This is a genomic window from Novosphingobium colocasiae (assembly GCF_014652555.1).
Lineage (GTDB): Bacteria > Pseudomonadota > Alphaproteobacteria > Sphingomonadales > Sphingomonadaceae > Novosphingobium > Novosphingobium colocasiae.
Genome location: NZ_BMZA01000002.1, coordinates 463,147 through 480,754 on the forward strand (window position 1 = coordinate 463,147; position 17,608 = coordinate 480,754).

Annotated in this window: 12 protein-coding genes; 5 read left to right on the forward strand and 7 right to left on the reverse strand. The window is 64.6% G+C overall.

Annotation, left to right across the window (positions count from 1 at the left end; translation table 11 throughout):
- Positions 1–250: 250 nt before the first annotated feature.
- From IE122_RS06000 to IE122_RS06015, 4 genes are all read right to left on the reverse strand, one after another.
- Complete coding sequence (locus IE122_RS06000; protein WP_189620174.1) at positions 251–2,920, reverse strand: TonB-dependent receptor; 2,670 nt, start codon at positions 2,918–2,920, stop codon at positions 251–253.
- A 108-nt stretch (positions 2,921–3,028) separates the two neighbouring features.
- Positions 3,029–3,769, reverse strand: a complete 741-nt coding sequence (locus tag IE122_RS06005) for an SDR family NAD(P)-dependent oxidoreductase (RefSeq protein ID WP_189620175.1) — start codon at positions 3,767–3,769, stop codon at positions 3,029–3,031.
- 1 nt (position 3,770) lies between these two features.
- Entirely contained in the window at positions 3,771–4,604 is an 834-nt protein-coding gene (locus tag IE122_RS06010; RefSeq protein WP_189620176.1) for an alpha/beta fold hydrolase, read from the reverse strand.
- A 248-nt stretch (positions 4,605–4,852) separates the two neighbouring features.
- A complete protein-coding gene (locus IE122_RS06015; RefSeq protein WP_189620177.1) occupies positions 4,853–5,620 on the reverse strand; it encodes an SDR family NAD(P)-dependent oxidoreductase in 768 nt (255 codons plus the stop codon).
- Positions 5,621–5,822: 202 nt separating this feature from the next.
- On the opposite strand from IE122_RS06015, the gene IE122_RS06020 reads away from it, so the two are divergent.
- Entirely contained in the window at positions 5,823–8,231 is a 2,409-nt protein-coding gene (locus IE122_RS06020) for a membrane-bound PQQ-dependent dehydrogenase, glucose/quinate/shikimate family (protein ID WP_189620178.1), read from the forward strand.
- A 24-nt stretch (positions 8,232–8,255) separates the two neighbouring features.
- Here IE122_RS06020 and fsa read toward each other — a convergent pair whose 3' ends face one another.
- Together fsa and IE122_RS06030 are read right to left on the reverse strand one after the other, a co-directional pair.
- On the reverse strand, positions 8,256–8,906 hold the full coding sequence (gene fsa, locus IE122_RS06025) for a fructose-6-phosphate aldolase (protein ID WP_189620179.1): 651 nt from the start codon (positions 8,904–8,906) through the stop codon (positions 8,256–8,258).
- Between the two features lie 437 nt (positions 8,907–9,343).
- Positions 9,344–10,045: a DUF4197 domain-containing protein gene (locus IE122_RS06030; protein ID WP_189620180.1), complete on the reverse strand. Its 702-nt coding sequence runs from the start codon at positions 10,043–10,045 to the stop codon at positions 9,344–9,346.
- A gap of 51 nt (positions 10,046–10,096) precedes the next feature.
- Between IE122_RS06030 and IE122_RS06035 the strand changes: the two genes are divergently transcribed.
- Together IE122_RS06035 and IE122_RS06040 are read left to right on the forward strand one after the other, a co-directional pair.
- Positions 10,097–12,262, forward strand: a complete 2,166-nt coding sequence (locus IE122_RS06035) for a primosomal protein N' (RefSeq protein ID WP_189620181.1) — start codon at positions 10,097–10,099, stop codon at positions 12,260–12,262.
- A 107-nt stretch (positions 12,263–12,369) separates the two neighbouring features.
- Positions 12,370–13,983 carry a tetratricopeptide repeat protein gene (locus IE122_RS06040; RefSeq protein ID WP_229813805.1) on the forward strand — a complete coding sequence of 538 codons (1,614 nt, stop codon included), beginning with the start codon at positions 12,370–12,372 and terminating at the stop codon, positions 13,981–13,983.
- A 32-nt stretch (positions 13,984–14,015) separates the two neighbouring features.
- Here IE122_RS06040 and ada read toward each other — a convergent pair whose 3' ends face one another.
- Positions 14,016–15,065 carry a bifunctional DNA-binding transcriptional regulator/O6-methylguanine-DNA methyltransferase Ada gene (ada, locus tag IE122_RS06045; RefSeq protein WP_229813808.1) on the reverse strand — a complete coding sequence of 350 codons (1,050 nt, stop codon included), beginning with the start codon at positions 15,063–15,065 and terminating at the stop codon, positions 14,016–14,018.
- A 371-nt stretch (positions 15,066–15,436) separates the two neighbouring features.
- Here ada and IE122_RS06050 point away from each other — a divergent pair, with 371 nt between their 5' ends.
- Positions 15,437–15,991, forward strand: coding sequence for a F0F1 ATP synthase subunit delta (locus tag IE122_RS06050; RefSeq protein ID WP_189620183.1), 555 nt, complete (start codon positions 15,437–15,439; stop codon positions 15,989–15,991).
- A gap of 13 nt (positions 15,992–16,004) precedes the next feature.
- The gene (gene atpA / locus IE122_RS06055; RefSeq protein ID WP_189620184.1) at positions 16,005–17,534 is read left to right on the forward strand and encodes a F0F1 ATP synthase subunit alpha; all 1,530 of its coding nucleotides are present in this window, start codon (positions 16,005–16,007) and stop codon (positions 17,532–17,534) included.
- Positions 17,535–17,608: the final 74 nt, after the last annotated feature.

Consider the following 17,608-nt stretch of genomic DNA (forward strand, 5'->3'; position numbering starts at 1 on the left):
TATCGAAAGGATATCGCCAGTGGAACAGTGACGTTACCCGTAAGGGGCACAGGAAGCGGATGGCCTCTCAAATAGCGAGAAATAGGGTCGAGAGTTGGATCCCGACGCACAGCGCCGGAGCCCGAAGCAGGAAAAGCCGCGCCGATCCGGCCCATTGGGCCGGATCGGCGCAGCACTCTCCGGTCGCCTGGCCTCTCAGAACTAATCCCCGGGAAGACTTACGCTTTCCCGGGGATCACCCTCATTCCTGTTACTGCACCTTCATCGCGATCGTGAGGCCATAGGTGGCCGGCATGCCCGCAAAGCGAGCGGCCGAGTCCGCCGAGGAGATCACGTTGGTCCAGTAGTACTTGTTGAACATGTTCTTGGCCCAGAACATCAGCTTCCAGGCCCCGTCCTTGCCTTCGACGCCCACGCGGCCATCGACCGTCGCGTAGCCGTTGAGCATGAACGGATTCTTCACGCCCGGAGCGAGGAAGCATACGTCGGTCCCATCCGTTGCCGTCTGGCAAGGACTTTCGCCCTTTAGACCGAGATAATCCATCCGCTCCGAGCCTAGCTGCGAATCTGCCTTAGTTCGTGCGCTGACCGACACACCGATGAACGGGGTCAGACCGCCCGACGTCTCATAGCGGTAGTCCAGATTGACCGAACCCGACCATTCCGGCGTAAACGGCAGCGGATCGCCGACAAAATTGTCGGCCGTACCCAACACGTTATAGTTCTTGGGAGGCTCCGGGCTCTTGAGGATTTTCGAACTCAAATAGGTCACTGCGCCGCTCAGAGTGAGCCCTGAAGTCGGACGTACCGTCACATCAGCCTCGAATCCGGCAATCCGTGACTTCGGAATGTTGACCAGCGTTTCAAGACCGCCGAAGATCGGATCAAGCAGTCGGCCACGAACCTGCTTGTCGCGGTAGTCCATGTAGAACCCCGCAGCATTTAGCTGAACGACGCGATCGAACATGCTCGCCTTGAAACCCGCCTCGAACGCCGTCACATATTCCTGATTGACCGGCCTTAGAGCAACAGCATTCGCAGCCGCGAGGCTGGGGAACGAGCCTGCCTTGTAGCCACGCGAGACGTTCGCGTAGAGCAGAACATCAGGATTGACCTTGTAGTCAACGCCCACGCGCCAGGATACGTTGTCTTCCTTGAGGTTCCCACGGAAGACTTCGCCCGGCATGAAGGAGCTGTTGAGCGTGTAGTTCTGGTCAGGCGTGATCGGCGTGAACGGCAAGGGCAACGGATTGCCTGCCGCGTCGGTCGGCACACCGTTTTCGTTGTAGTAGTCGCTGGTAACGCCGTTCAGCAACGCGCCGAGGTAGTTGAAGAACTTGTTCACGTTGCCGTTTTCGGTGGTGTACGAAATCAGCGCGTTGCGGTTCTTCGAGCTGGTGTAACGCGCTGCTGCCTTGAGGGTCAGACTCGGCGAGACATCGAATTCCAGGTTGGTGAACGCGGCGATGTTTTCGATCTTCTGCTTGTTCGTCACACCCGAATAGTTGATGAAGAACAGCGACGAGTCATGGCTGGTATTATCGAAATAACGCAGGCCCTGATCTTCGAACGTGGTGCTCTTTTCATAGTTGCCGCCAACCATCCAGCGGAACGCGCCGGTCTGGTCGTTGGACAGGCGCAGTTCCTGGCTGAAGCTGTGGATATAGCCGTCGCTCTTCTCAAGATCGTAAGTGACCTGCTTCATGCCGTCGCCATCAATGCCCTGACGCTGCTTGAAATCAGCATATGACGTGATCGAGGTCAGCGTCATTCCGCTCAGGTCAAGGTCGGCACGCAGCGAACCCTGCCACATGCGACGATTGCCAAAGGGATCGAGGTTGTTTTCGCCCCAGGTGCTTTCCGGGCCGAAGCCGTAGGGAAGCGTGGACGAAGCCGGCGACAGGCCCGGGTCACGCACCAGCGTGCTCCAGTCAGCGATGCGCGGATTGCCGCCGCTCCAGGTCGGGTTCAGGTAGAACGGGTGACGCGCTTCACGCTCTGCGCTCCAGTTCTGCACGCGGATGCCGACAAGCTGCTGGGCCTGCGGCTGCGACTTGTCGCGCCAGCCTGACAGCATGCCTTCCAGCTTCAGGTTGCCAAGGTCGGCATCCAGGATGAAGCGGCCCGCGATATACGACTGATGGCCGTTGCCGTCGTCGCGCGTGGCGCTGTACTGCCAGTCATCCATGTGACGACCGTTCATCGCCAGACGGGCGCGGACATTCTCGGTCAGCGGGCCGGACAGGAAGGCGTTGGCTTCGATCGCGTTGAAGCGGCCGTAGCTGATGTCGCCGCCGGCCTGGAACGTGTCGGTCGGCTTGTTGGCGATGTAGTTGATCGCACCACCGGTCGAGTTCTGGCCGAACAGGGTACCCTGCGGACCCTTCAGCACTTCGATGCGCTGCACGTCGAACGCCGAGTGCGCAGCGAGCGCCGGGAAAGGCTGCGGGACCTGGTCGACGTAAACCGAAACGGCCGGATAGACGCCCAGCGAGCTTTCGTTGAAGCCGACGCCGCGCAGCGTCAGGATCGGGGTGCCGGTGTTGGACGGCGCGAAGGCAAGGCCGGGGATGGCGGAGGCCACATCGGCCAGCGAGGTAATGCCGCGCTCTTGCAGAGCGGCACCGCCGATTGCGGTGATGGTCAGACCGACGTCGTTGAGGTTCTGTTCGCGCTTGTTCGCGGTGACGACGATTTCGCCGCCTTCATCCTGGGCCTGCGCTGCAGCCGGCGCGACCAGCGCAGCCACAAACGTGCCAAGCATCAATCTGGTACGAAGATTCATCTTCCGTCCCCCTAGAGTATTTTTGTTTACCCGACGTTCAATCGGTTTTTCGGCTATATTTTTACGGTCGCCCGCTGTCAATAATTCCCACGAATTCCTGACAGATTGGTCATATTTTTTGGGTATGGTGGACATATTGTCACACCTTCCCCTCCAAAACGAAGTCGGCTTTCGATCGCCTGTTTGCGCACGTGCAGCATAACCGATGCCCCGTCATAAATGCGGGGTATCCGGATTTTCTGATCAGCGGGCCAGATATCCCCCATCGACCGGATAATAGGCACCGGTGGCAAAACTGGCGCGGGGCGATGCCAGAAACGCAACGATTGCGGCGATTTCTTCAGGTCGGCCAAGCCGCCCAAGGGGGTGCAGCGCAGCGATCTCGTCGATGTTGGTCAGCGTCGCCTGCTGCAGCAACGGGGTGTCGATATAACCCGGCCCGATAGCGTTAATCCGAATATTTTGCGCCGCAACATCAAGCGCAGCGGCTTTGGTCAGGCCAACCACCCCATGCTTGCTCGCCACGTAAGGTGCGGCACCGACGGTGGAGACAGCCCCCATGATCGAGGAGATGTTGATGATCGACCCGCCGGATTCGCTCATCGCCCGCACCTCCGCCCGCATCGACAGGAACAGGCCGGTCAGATTGACGCCGATGACCTGATCCCACAGCCGCGTTTCGATGTCGCCGAACAGCGTCTTCGGGCTGGTGATACCGGCGCAATTGACCGCCACGTCCAGCCTGCCGAATCGCTCGACCGCCAGCGCCACCATCGCTGCGCACTGGTCCTCGGACGTCACGTCCACGCCGATCGCCACGGCACCGGCTCCCAACTCGGCCGCCAGCGCCGCGGCCTGCTCCTCGTTGCGATCGGCGACGACGATGCTGGCACCCTCGCCCGCCAGTACGCGGCAGCACATCGCGCCGATGCCGGATGCGCCGCCGGTGACCAGCGCCACCTTTCCTTCAAGCCCAAGATCCATGCTAACGTCCTCCTGTTGCGCCGCTATCGACAGCGATTTCCTGCAAGAATTCCTCGATGGCGCGGTTCACCTGCGCCGGATGGGTCAGATTGACGGCATGTGGCCCACCCTCGATCAGGGTCACGCCGCGCGGATCCGGCACAGCAGCCGGCGTCCGCAGCCCCAGTTCATGCGACGTCGCGATATCCGCCAGCCCGTGGATGGTCGCGACCGGCAGGGTCACTTCGCCGAGCCGGTGCCACAAGGGATCGATCGTCATCAGCGCCCCGGTCGCATCGCGCACCTGCGCCTGCGTCATATTGCGCCAGTGCTGATGCCAGGTGGCGTGATCCACCCCCGGCCCGAGGATGAACGAGGCGAGAAACTCCAGCTTATCCGCATCCGGTCCGTGATCGATCCAGTCCCCGATCATCCGCGCGAAGCTGTCATCCAGGCCTTCGGGCATCGCCCCGGCCTGAGTCGCGAGCTGAACCAGGCCGGCCAGACGGCCGGGCCGCAACAGCGCCGCCCGCATGCCCACCAGCCCGCCCTGGCTCATCCCCACGTGGACCACGCGCGCGAGATCCAGCGCATCGCAGATCGCCAGCAGATCACGGGCGGAATCCCAGTAATCGAACGGCCCGTCCCAGCGCGTGTCGCCATGCCCCCGCGCATCCCAGGCGACACAGCGATAACGGGCGCGAAAATGATCCACCTGCGGCGCGAACATCTGGCGGTTCATCATGAAACCATGACTGAACACCAGCACCGGGCCATCCGCATTGCCATCGGCAGGACCAGTATCGTCCACGGCAAGCTGCGCGCCGCCGGGCGAGGCGATCAGGCGAACTGGCATCTTCTACTCCCTTTTTTTCAAAGCCGAGAAGGTATGATCAATCCTTCCTCCACAATGGCCCATTGTATGGGTTTCGTTGCTTTCACTGCTTCGGCGTTCACGGATAAGCTGATATTTTCCAGTTGGTGATAAAAGATCCAGAATGGATGGACCCTGCAATATCCGACTTGTAATCGGATTTAAATCACATGCCCCAAAGTCCAACCATTTCCGAGCAGCGACGAGAGCGCGCCACCGCCGCGCCGGCCTCAGATCGCGCTGATGCCGCCGTCGATCGGATAGAGCGCCCCGTTGATGAAGCCGCTGGCGGGTGAGAGCAGGAAGGCCGTCAGCCCCGCAACCTCGTCAGCCCGTCCGAAGCGGCGGCTCGGCATCTGCGCCATCCGCGCCCGCGCCTGCTCCGAAGGCTGACCCGGGCTGCTGCCATAGATCGCATCGATCATCCGCCCCTCGATCGGGCCAGGACACACCGCGTTCACGCGGATGCCGCGCGGCCCGCATTCCACCGCCGCAGAGCGCGTCAGCCCGATCACCGCGTGCTTGCTCGCCACATAGGCGCTGACCAGCGCCGCGCCCTTGATTCCGCCGGTGCTGCCGAGGTTGACGATCGATCCGCCCGCCCCCGCCATACGCGGGACGCCGTATTTGAGGCCGAGGAAAAGGCCGGTGACGTTCACGTCCATCACCTTGCGGAACATCGCCAGGTCGAAATCCTCGATCGGCATCGGCGGATTTTCGATTCCCGCAGCGTTGACCAGCCCGTCGATCCGGTCCCCCGCCGCCGCGAACGCCGCACGCATCGACGTTTCATCGGTCACATCGACCACGCGCACCTCGATCTGCGCCGGCGCGCCGAGCGTTTCGCGCAGGCGATCAAGCGCCGCAGCATCGCGGTCGAATACACGAAGCTGCGCACCCAGTTCAACGAACTGCCGCGCCATCGCCGTCCCGATATCCCCGCCACCGCCGACCAGCACGATGTGCATCCCGCCAAGATCAACCAGCGGCACCGTCACGCTGCCAATCCTTCGCTAATCAGCCCATCGCGGGCCGCCGCCCGATCGCGCCGTTGTGCCATCCTTCGGCTCCCATGTTGTGCCGAGCGCGATTCCCGCTCCTGTCCTGCCTATCGACCGGTCGATCGCTATTGTCGAGAAAGTTTCGGTATTGTACGCAACTCCATCGGCGCAAAGCCGGGTGTGGAGAGGAGAAGGCCGGATGACCGATAACCCCAAGCCGCTTGCCGCCGACAGAGTATGGGGACGGATTTTTTCCGTAATTCTCGCCGTTTGCGGCGCAGCATTGCTGCTCGGCGGGGCGCAACTGCTGCTCCTGCACGGCTCTGCCTATTATGCGCTCAGCGGCTTGGCCCTGTTGGCAACCGCATTCTGGCTATGGCGTGGAAACCCGAATTCGATTTGGGTTTATCTGGCGCTGTTGGCGATCACCTGGATCTGGGCGCTGTGGGAAACCGGCGGCAACGGCTGGGCACTGGTGCCGCGCACCGCGTTCCTGACCGGGTTGGCTCTGGTCTTCCTGTGCCCGCCGATCCTGCGCCATACCGGACATGTCCGCGCGGCCCGCAACGGCGGCAGGGCACTGATCGGGGTGCTGGCCCTGGCCGTCGTCGCCATCGCGGCGTTGCTGATCGCCAATCCCTCCGGCCCGGTCACGGGGGCGAGGGACCAGCTCGCGCGGTTCGATGCCCGGCCGACGGAATGGCAGGTGTGGGGCAACGATGCCGGCGGTGGCCGCTTCGCCCCGTCGGCCCAGATCACCCCCGCCAACGTCGGCAACCTCGCCGTCGCGTGGACATACGAGACGGGTGCCGCCCCGCGTCCCGGCGGTGCCCCGGCGCTGGCCTTCGAGGTGACCCCGCTCAAGATCGGCGATGTGCTGTATGGTTGCACGCCGCACAACGTGCTCTACGCGCTTGATGCCGCCACCGGAAAGCAGATCTGGCGGCACGATCCGCAAACCGACGATCAGGGGCTGGCCTTCGCCAACTGCCGCGGCGTCGCTTACGCCAACCTTGCCGCCCGGGGCATGGCCCCTGCCGGTGACCCCGCCGCCGCCTGCGCAGAGCGCATCTACACCGGCACCATTGATGCGCGGCTGCTCGCCATAGACGCCCGCACCGGCGCGCCCTGCCCCGGTTTCGGCACGAACGGCGCGGTCGATCTGCGCCGCAACATCGGCCCGCACGAACGCGCCTATTTCTACTACACCTCGGCCCCCACCGTGTCGGGCAACGTCATCGTGCTGGGTTCCTACGGGTTCGACGGCCAGAAGCTGCTCCAGCCTTCCGGCGTGATCCGCGCCTATGACCTCGCTACCGGCCGCCAGGCCTGGGACTTCGATCCCGCCGATCCGGAGCGGACGGCGCCCTTGGGCGATACCGAAATCTATCAGCCGGGCACGCCCAACAGTTGGTCGATCTCCAGCACCGACGAGGCGCTGGGGCTGGTCTATGTCCCGCTCGGCGTCGCCACGCCCGACTATTACGGCGGCGAGCGCACGCCGGCGGCGGAGAAGTTCTCGAACGCGATCATGGCGCTCGACAACAAGACCGGCGCGGTGCGCTGGATGTTCCAGACCGTCCATCATGACGTCTGGGACTACGACATCGCCTCGCAACCGGTGCTGACCGATTTCCCGGTCGGCAACCACACCGTCCCGGCGCTCATCAGCATCAGCAAGACCGGCGATACGTTCGTGCTGGACCGGCGCACCGGCAAACCGATCATGCCGGTCGTCGAAAAGACGGTGGCGCGCGGCGATGCGCCGGGCGAACAGCGCTATTCGCGCACCCAGCCCTTCTCGCCCGACATGCCCACTTTCGCGGGCGAGCGGTTGCAGGAAAAGGAGATGTGGGGGCTGACCCCGTTCGACCAGCTCTGGTGCCGGGTGGCATTCAAGTCGCTGCGCTATGAAGGGCGCTACACCCCGCCCAGCCTGCAAGGGTCGCTGCAGTACCCCGGCTTTGCCGGCGGGGTGAACTGGGGCGGCTTCTCGATCGATCCGGTCAACCACCTGCTGCTCGTCAATTCCAACCGCTTGCCGACCAAGGCGCGGCTGATCGACCGGGCCGAGGCCGACCGGCGCGGCATGAAGCCGCTTGGCAAGGGCGTTAAGTCCTCGCCCGAAGCGGTGCGCGCCGGGGTGCCGCAGAGCGGCGCACGCTATGCCGTGCTTAACGGCACGCTGATGTCACCGCTCAACGTGCCCTGCCTGCAACCGCCGGTGGGCGAACTGACCGCGGTCGATCTGGTCAGCCACAAGGTCGCATGGAAGCGCCCGATCGGCGGGGCCGAGCGGATGGGCCCGATGGGGATGGCCTCGCACATCCCGGTGCCGTTCGGCCTGCCTGCCGTGGGTGGCCCGATGACGACCGCCGGCGGCCTCACCTTCATCGCCTCCACCCCGGACAAGCGCATCCGTGCCTTTGAAACCAGAACCGGCAAGCTGCTGTGGCAGGCCGACATACCGGCCAACGGCAATGCCAACCCGATGTCCTACGTGGCGCGAGACGGCCGCCAGTACGTCATCATCGCGGCCGGTGGCAGCGGCGCACTGGCGACGAACGAGAAGAACATCCTCGTCGCCTTCGCCTTGCCGAAGACGTAGCGGCGGTTCTGCCTGAGGGGGCGATCAGATCGTCTGGCCGGTCTTCGCCCAGTCGGCCAGGAAGCCCTCGATGCCCTTGTCCGTCAGCACGTGCTTGAACAGGCCCTTGATGACGGCGGGCGGCGCCGTCATCACGTCGGCTCCGATGCGGGCGCATTCCAGCACATGGACGCCGTGGCGGATCGAGGCGGCGAGGATTTCGGTCTGGAAATTGTAGTTGTCGTAGATCAGCCGGATATCGCGGATCAGGTCCATCCCGTCGAAGCCGTTGTCATCGTGGCGGCCGATGAACGGCGAGATGAAGGAAGCGCCGGCCTTGGCCGCCAGCAGCGCCTGGTTGGCCGAGAAGCACAAGGTGACGTTGACCATCGTGCCATCGCCGGTCAGCGCCTTGCAGGTCTTGAGCCCGTCGATCGTCAGCGGGACCTTGATGCACACGTTGTCGGCCAGCTTGCGCAGCACTTCGGCCTCACGCATCATCCCTTCGTGATCGAGCGCGACCACCTCGGCCGAGACGGGACCATCGACGATGGCGCAGATTTCGCGGGTCACTTCCATGAAATCGCGCCCCGACTTGGCGATGAGCGAGGGGTTCGTGGTCACGCCATCCAGCAGGCCGGTCGCGGCCAGTTCCTTGATGTCGGCGATTTCGGCGGTGTCGGCGAAGAATTTCATGGTCCGTATCCTGCTGCGCGAGGGGGCCGGACGCACGGATGCGACCCGACACGAATCTTGCGCGCCGCTATAGGGAACCGGGCGGGGCGGGGCTAGGCGGCTTGGAGAAGTTGGCCGGTGGATGTTTTTGGACTTACGTCGTACCCCGCCTCAGCAAAGGCACAGCAGCACGCCAAACTCACTGTTTACCCCGCGACAGGCACCGGCCGCGCTACCCTCCAAAAACCGGGCAAGCCGCATGATGGACCCTGAAACAAGTTCAGGGCGACGAGGATGCGGGGTTGGGGATACTCCCGGCGTCCAGGAAACCATGGGTCTTCGCCCACTCTTGGTCATGCTGAACTCGTTTCAGCATCCATCGGGCAACAACGCACGAAGGCTGAAGGAGCACGCCAAACTCGCCGTTTGCTCCGCAACAGGTACCGGCATCGCCCATCCTACAACACCTTGAGCGCTGCGATCAGCAGCGGGTCGTTCGTGCTTTGCGGGTCGCGGCGGATATCGGCTTCGGCCTCGCCGATCTGGTACCAGATGGCGTTATCGATGTTGAGCGCCAAAGCATGCGCCGCATCTCCCAGGTTCACGCCCGACAGCAGCGCGATCGCCTGGTTCAGCACCGGGTCATTGGCAACCTGCATCGCATCGCCCAGCGCCGGGATCATCGCGTTCACCAGTCCCGGCCCCATCGCCTGCCGGAAATAGGTGGTCGCGCCGGTCCCGCCGCCCTTGAGCAGCGCCAGCGCATCGGTGAAGGTCAGCGAACGCAGCGCATCCGCAGCGACCGGCGCGGCGCGGCGGGCACCGTCTTCGGCAAAGCGGTTCAGACTGTGCTGGAGCTTTTCGCGAAATGCCGGGCTTTTCAACACGACTGAGGCGATCTTGCCGGGTTTGCCGAACAGCACGGGCAATTCCACCCGCGCGACAGTGCTGTCCCAGAAGCCGTCCGGGCGGGTGAGTTGCGCAAAGGCGCGCTGGGTGGCCAGCGTCAGCAGCCGCCGCACCGCTTCAGTATAGCTGGTCTGGCCGATCGTGGCGCAGCCGCCCAGCGCCAGCGCCCCGGTGGCGGCAAAGCCCGCCAGCAGCGTGCGCCGGTTGATCGCCGCGGATCCTGCGCCTTGCGTAATTGCCCACATGCTCATCGCCTCCTCCTTCACGTTCACGCCCCGGGCCGCCTATAAGCCGGGGCTGTGATGACTCGCGTCCGCCTTCTGGTCTTCAACGCCGCGCTCGGCGTGCTCGATTATCGCGTCCCGGAGGGAATGCGGATCGAGCCGGGCAACGTCGTTATCGCACCGCTGGGCCCCCGGCAAATCCTCGGCATCGCCTGGGAACCCGAACGCCTGAACGCGAAGGAAGTGCCATCCGAAAAACTGCGTAGTGTGCTGGAAGTCCTGCCGGTCCCGCCCCTGCCCGCGCCGCTGCGCCGGCTGATCGAGTGGACGGCAGACTATTACTGCGCCCCGCTGTGGGCGGTGGCGCGCATGGCGCTGGGTAGCATGGCGGCGCTGCGCGGCGGCGGCACGGTGACCGAATATCGCCTCACCGGGCAGGAACCGGCGCGCCTGACGCCGCAGCGCGCCGCCGCGCTCGATGCGTTGCAGGGGGAACAGGGCACCATCCGCGAACTGGCCGAACTGGCCGGCGTCTCGGAAGCGGTGCTGCGCGGCATGGTCGGTGCCGGGCTGGTCGAGGCGGTGACCGTCGATCTGGACCGGCCCTATCCGCGCGCCGATCCTGCCCATGCCGCGCCGCACCTGTCCGCGCTTCAGCAGGAGGCGGCCGACCTGTTTGTCCGCGCCGTCGATGATGGCGGTTTTGCGCCGTTCCTGCTCGATGGCGTGACCGGATCGGGCAAGACCGAAGTCTATTTCGAAGCCGTTGCCGAGGCGCTGAAACGGGGCCGGCAAGTGCTGGTGCTGTTGCCCGAGATCGCGCTGACCGAGAATTTCCTGCGCCGCTTCGAGGCGCGCTTCGGGGTGCCGCCGATCCTGTGGCACTCCTCGCTCAAATCGAGCGAGCGGCGGCGGGCGTGGCGCGCGATCGTCCAGGGCAGCGCGCAAGTGGTGGTCGGCGCGCGTTCGGCGCTGTTCCTGCCTTACGCCCGGCTGGGGCTGGTGGTGGTGGACGAGGCACACGAAGTGTCGTTCAAGCAGGACGACGGGGTGCGCTACAACGCCCGCGACGTGGCGGTCATGCGGGCCAAGGTGGAAGGGCTACCGGTGATCCTCGCCAGCGCCACGCCCGCGCTCGAATCGATGCAACTGGCCGATGCCGGGATCTACCGGCGGGTCGAACTGACCGACCGCTTCGGCGGCGCGCGCCTGCCGGCGATCAGCGTGGTCGATCTGCGCAGCGAGGTGCCGCCGCCAGGCAAATGGCTGGCCCCCCGGCTGGTCGACGAGATGCGCGCCCGGCTGGAGCGCGGCGAACAGTCGCTGCTGTTCCTCAACCGGCGCGGCTATGCCCCGCTCACCTTGTGCCGGACCTGCGGCTACCGTTTCCAGTGCCCCAACTGCACCGCCTGGCTGGTCGAGCACCGGTTCAGCGGCCGGCTCGCCTGCCACCACTGCGGCCACGAAACGCCGGTGCCGGAAGCCTGCCCCGAATGCGGGGCCGCTGACTGCCTCGTCGCCTGCGGCCCGGGGGTGGAACGCATCGCCGACGAAGTGGCGGAGCTGTTCCCCGAAGCGCGTGTCGCGACCGTCACCTCGGACACCATGAACAACCCCGAACGCATCGGCACCTTCGTGGCGGCGGCGGAAGCCGGCGCGATCGACGTCATCGTCGGCACCCAACTGGTGACCAAGGGCTATCATTTTCCCGAACTCACCCTCGTCGGCGTGGTCGATGCCGACCTCGGGCTCGACGGTGGTGACCTGAGGGCGGCGGAGCGGACCTTCCAGCAGATCGCGCAGGTTTCCGGCCGCGCCGGTCGCGGCGAAAAGCCGGGGGAAGTCCTGATCCAGACCCGCCACCCCGAAGCCGCCGTCATTGCCGCACTGGCCAGCGCCGATCGCGACGCCTTTTACGCCGCCGAAATCGAGGCGCGGCGCGAGGCGGGCGCACCGCCGTTCGGACGCTGGGCGGCGATCATCGTATCAAGCGAGGATCAGGCCGAAGCGCTCGCCGCCGCCCGCGCGATCGGCGGCTGCGCCCCCGACCTGCCCGATGTCCTGATCCTCGGCCCGGCCCCGGCCCCGCTGGCGCTATTGCGCGGCCGCTACCGCTTCCGCCTGCTGGTCGCTGCGCGCCGCTCGGCAGAAGTGCAGAAGGTCCTGCGCGGCTGGCTCGACCCACTCGAATTCCCGCGCGGGGTGCGGGTGGCGATAGACGTGGACCCGTACAGTTTCGTCTGACGGTGAACAATTTGTCATTGGCCGTCACGGCAAAACTAATTAGTCTCCCAGCCCGGCGTTATATGGGGTGAAACGTGCTGGGGACTTTGTGGAAGTCGGCTGCGATCTTGTTGGCGGCGCTCGTCTCCGCCCCCGCCTGCGCCGCTACCTGGATGCGGGCGGATACGCACAACTTCATCCTCTACAGCAGCGGCAGCGAAAGCCAGCTTCGCGAATACGCGACGAAGCTGGAAAAGTTCGACGCGGCGTTACGCTTCCTCCTGAACCTGCCTAAAGACGCCAACCCCAATCGCCTTGAGATTTATCTCGTGGCCGATGCCGATGATGTCGGCAGACTGCACGGCGACCAGCACACTGCGGGGTTCTACAGCCCTTCGCTTGACGGCAGCTTTGCTATCGCCAACCGGGATCGCAAGGCTAACAAGTTCGCGTTGGACGGGTTGACCGTGCTGTTCCACGAATATGCCCATCACATGATGTATCGCAATTTCAACTATTCCTACCCGACCTGGTTCAGCGAGGGGTTTGCGGAATACGTCTCGACTATGCAGTTCAACAACGATGGCAGTTGGACATACGGCTTCCCGGCATTTCACCGGAATTACGACCTGGTGGCCGACACTCGCAGCTATCCGGTCGATGCCATGGTCTATAACGAACTCAAAGGCAGAGCGAGCAACCGTTACGGCCTCTACGCATTCGGATGGCTCACGGTTCACATGCTCTTTTCCACTCCGGAATACCGTAAGAAGCTTGATACATACCTCAGGGCCTTCGGCCAGGGCACGCCTCCCCGGGTCGCAGCGACGGAGGCTTTTGGCGACATGAAAGCCTTCAAGGCAACGGTGAACAAATACCGCGGCGGGAAGCTGATCTACAAGAAATCGACGATGCCGCTCGATTACGAGACAGCCATGGCGATCAGCACCTTGAACGCCGATGACAGCAAGCTGGTCGAGCTGACCATGGCCCGCAAATCCTCGACCAACCCTGTTCGGACCCGTAACGGACTGGCGGCACTGTCAGCGAAATTTCCCAACAATGCCAATATAGCGCTCGAACTGGCTTACGCCGAGCACGAAGTCGTGCTGGAGGAATATCGGGCTGCGCGGAAGGCTGCCTTGGCCGCGAAGGGCGAAGCCAAGCCGCCGGTTGCGGAAGGCGAAGAGGAAGACGAGGAGGAAGACGATTTCGACGTTGACCCGAAGCGCTACGCTGCAGCCTTCGCCGCGCTTGATCGCGCCATTGCGCTGAACCCGGCGCAACGGCGCGCGCTCGATTTCAAGGGTCGCCTGATGATCGAGACGCTGCCGGGCGATGACAAGGATGGCTGGAAAAAGGCTCGCGGGTACATCTCCGCCGCGAACCGCCTTTCCCCTGACGACCCTGCCCCTCTGTTTGACTACTACATGAGCTTCAGGCGTCAGGGGGTAACGGTGCCGAAAGCGGCCAAGGACGCCCTCGCGCAGGCTTTCGGGACGATCCCCGAAGTGAACGAGGTGACGTTCGAATACGCCTTCGCCCTCGCCGAGGAGGGCCAGTACCGTGCTGCCGAAAACCTCCTGAAGACCATCGCCTTCAACCCGCACGCCGGCGGTTCGCTGGCCCCCCTCCATGCCCTCGCCGAAATGGAACGGGCCAAACTCGGCTCAACGCCCATCGATGCCGAACTCAAGGCTCTAGAAACTGCGACGGCCGAAGCGGAGCCGGCGAAGAAATAAATTGCGGGCCCGTCCCTGCCTCTCGCGGAACCTTATCTTCCGCGTTCACGCCTCAGCAGTTCGGCCTTGATCGCCTCGCCATAGGCATAGCCGCCGAGCGAGCCGTCCGAGCGCACCACCCGGTGGCACGGGATCAGCACCGCCACGTTGTTGGCACCATTGGCCGATCCGGCCGCGCGCACTGCGCCGGGGCGGCCGATCGCGGCGGCGATCTGGGCGTAGCTGCGGGTTTCGCCGGCGGGGATGCGCTGCAGTTCGCGCCACACCGCTTCCTGAAACGCCGTCCCCTGCACGTCGAGCGGGATCGCGGCGGAACTGCCGGGGCGCTCAACGGCGGCCAACACCTGTTCTAGCAACGCCGCGAACGGCGCATCGCCTGCCACCAGTTTGGCCTTGGGGAACCGCGCCGCCAGCTCGGCGTGCCCCTCTTCAAAGGCTACGCGGCACACGCCCTTGTCGGTAGCGGCGACCAGCATCGCCCCCAAAGTCGTGGGCACCACCGCCCAGCGGATCGTCGTTCCGCGCCCGCCTTCGCGCCATGCCGATGGCGTCATGCCCAGCTTCTCCTCGCTTGCCTCATAAAATCTCGACGGCGCGCCGAACCCCGCTTCGTAAACCGCATCGGTAACGCGGGCCCCGTCGCTCAGCGCATCGACCGCGCGCTCGAACCGCAAGGCACGGGCATAGGCTGCCGGGCTCAGGCCGATGGCGCGTTTGAACAGGCGCTGGAAATGGGCGGGGGAATAACCGGTCTCGGTCGCCAGCCAATCGAGCGCCGGGGGGCCTTCGCAGGTCCGGATCAGTTCGATCGCCCGGCCCACCGCGATCTCGTCGCGCGAGAGGTCCTGCGGACGGCAGCGCAGGCACGCCCGCAGCCCCGCCGCCTCCGCGTCTTGCGGCGCAGCGAAGAACGCCACGTTCTCACGGCGCGGGTGGCGTGCCGGGCACGAGGGGCGACAGTAGATGCCGGTGGTCAGTACCCCCGTGACGAAACGCCCGTCCCAGCTCCGGTCGCGCGCCAACACCGCCTGCCAGCGGCGCACCTCCAGATCATCCTCCGCACAGTCCATCATCGCCAGCATAGCGCATTCCTTTCCGCATGCCGAACCTCTCTCTTCGTGGCCGGCGCTGAACTTCGCGCAAGGTTTAGACAGAAGCCTGCGGCGAGGCTTCCCGCCGCTTGCTACCAAAGGACAATGTGGCCGGTCCCCGCCGTTTTCCCGGCGCGCGCCGGTGGCACGAGTGCCGGTTCCGCGCGGTTTCTGCGCCGCACCATGGCAGCCGCGCCAGCGCCGATCCGGTTCACTGTCCACCGCATCGGTAATTCGCCGAGGCCCCGCCTTGCATCGCAGCACAATCGTCGCTATGCGCGCCCCGACTGCGGGCCGGATGCACTTTTTCCGGAGTGTCTTTTTGTGCCCCAGCCCACCCGAAGTGCGAGGATAGATCAGGCGTGGAGAATTCAGGGGGAATCAAGGCCAGCTTGCAGGGACGCTATGCCTCTGCGCTGTTCGATCTCGCCAGTGAACAGGGTTTTGTCTCGGCCGTCGAAGCCGATCTGGAAGCCATCGGCAGCAGCCTGGCGCAGAGCGCCGAATTCGCGACGCTGATTCGCAATCCCAAGGTCAGCCGTGATGTGGCGAACAAGGCCGTCTCCGCGATCGCGGATGTCCTCGGCCTCTCGCCCCTGACCCGCAATTTCCTGGGCGTGCTCGCCGGCAACCGCCGCCTGTCCGCGCTGCCCGAAATCATTCGCGCCTTCGCCGCGATCGCCGCCGCCCAGCGCGGCGAGGCCACTGCCGTGGTCGCCTCGGCCCACCCGCTCGACGACACCCAGATCGAGCAACTGCGCCAGAAGCTGGAGGCCCGCGAGGGTCGCTCCGTCAAGATCAGCACCAGCGTCGAACCGGACCTGTTGGGTGGCCTCGTCGTCACCATCGGCTCCAAGCGAATCGACAGCTCGATCCGCACCCGTCTCAATTCGCTCGCCCAGGCCATGAAGGGCTAAGAAAGGCAGAACAATGGATATCCGCGCAGCAGAAATCTCGAAGGTCATCAAGGACCAGATCGCCAGCTTCGGCACCGAAGCCCAGGTTTCCGAAGTCGGCTCGGTTCTGTCGGTCGGTGACGGCATCGCCCGCATCCACGGCCTCGATCAGGTCCAGGCCGGCGAGATGGTCGAATTCTCGAACGGCGTACAGGGCATGGCGCTCAACCTCGAAGCCGATAACGTCGGCGTCGTGATCTTCGGCTCGGACGCCGAGATCAAGGAAGGCGACGACGTCAAGCGCACCGGCACCATCGTCGACGTGCCGATCGGCAAGGGCCTGCTCGGCCGCGTCGTCGATGCGCTCGGCAACCCGATCGACGGCAAGGGCCCGATCGCCTACACCGAACGCCGCCGCGTCGAAGCCAAGGCTCCCGGCATCATCCCGCGCAAGTCGGTGCACGAACCCGTGCAGACCGGCCTCAAGGCGATCGACGCCCTGGTGCCCGTGGGCCGCGGCCAGCGCGAACTGATCATCGGTGACCGCCAGACCGGCAAGACCGCCGTCGCGATCGACACCTTCATCAACCAGAAGGAAGCCAACCAGGGCGACGACGAGAGCAAGAAGCTTTACTGCATCTACGTCGCGGTCGGCCAGAAGCGCTCCACCGTCGCGCAGATCGTGCGCCAGCTCGAAGAAAACGGCGCGATGGAATACTCCATCGTCATCGCCGCCACCGCTTCGGAACCGGCCCCGCTGCAGTACCTCGCGCCCTACACCGGTGCGGCGATGGGCGAATTCTTCCGCGACAACGGCATGCACGCCGTGATCGTCTATGACGACCTTTCCAAGCAGGCCGTCGCCTATCGCCAGATGTCGCTGCTGCTGCGCCGCCCGCCGGGCCGCGAAGCCTATCCGGGCGACGTGTTCTATCTCCACAGCCGCCTGCTCGAGCGCGCCGCGAAGATGAACGACGAGAACGGCAATGGCTCGCTCACCGCGCTGCCGATCATCGAAACCCAGGCGGGCGACGTTTCGGCCTACATCCCGACCAACGTGATCTCGATCACCGACGGCCAGATCTTCCTTGAAACGGGCCTGTTCTACCAGGGCATCCGTCCGGCCATCAACGTCGGCCTCTCGGTCAGCCGCGTCGGCGGTTCGGCCCAGACCAAGGCGATGAAGAAGGTTGCCGGCTCGATCAAGCTGGAGCTGGCGCAGTACCGCGAAATGGCGGCCTTCGCGCAGTTCGGCTCGGACCTCGACGCTTCGACCCAGAAGCTGCTCAACCGTGGCGCGCGCCTGACCGAACTGCTCAAGCAGAAGCAGTTCTCGCCGCTTTCGTTCGAAGAGCAGACGCTGTCGATCTTCGCCGGCACCAATGGCTACCTCGATAACCTGCCGGTTTCGAAGGTGACCGAGTACGAAGCCGAAATGCTCAGCTTCATGCACGAAAAGCATGCCGACGTTCTCGCGCTGATCCGCTCGACCAAGGACTTCGGTGACGAAGCCAAGAGCAAGACCAAGGTCGCGCTCGACGCCTTCGCCAAGCAGTTCGCGTAAGTCTTACGCGCGTATTGAAAACCACTGTCGTCATCCCCGCTCAGGCGGGGACCCATCCCGGGACGTATCAGTTG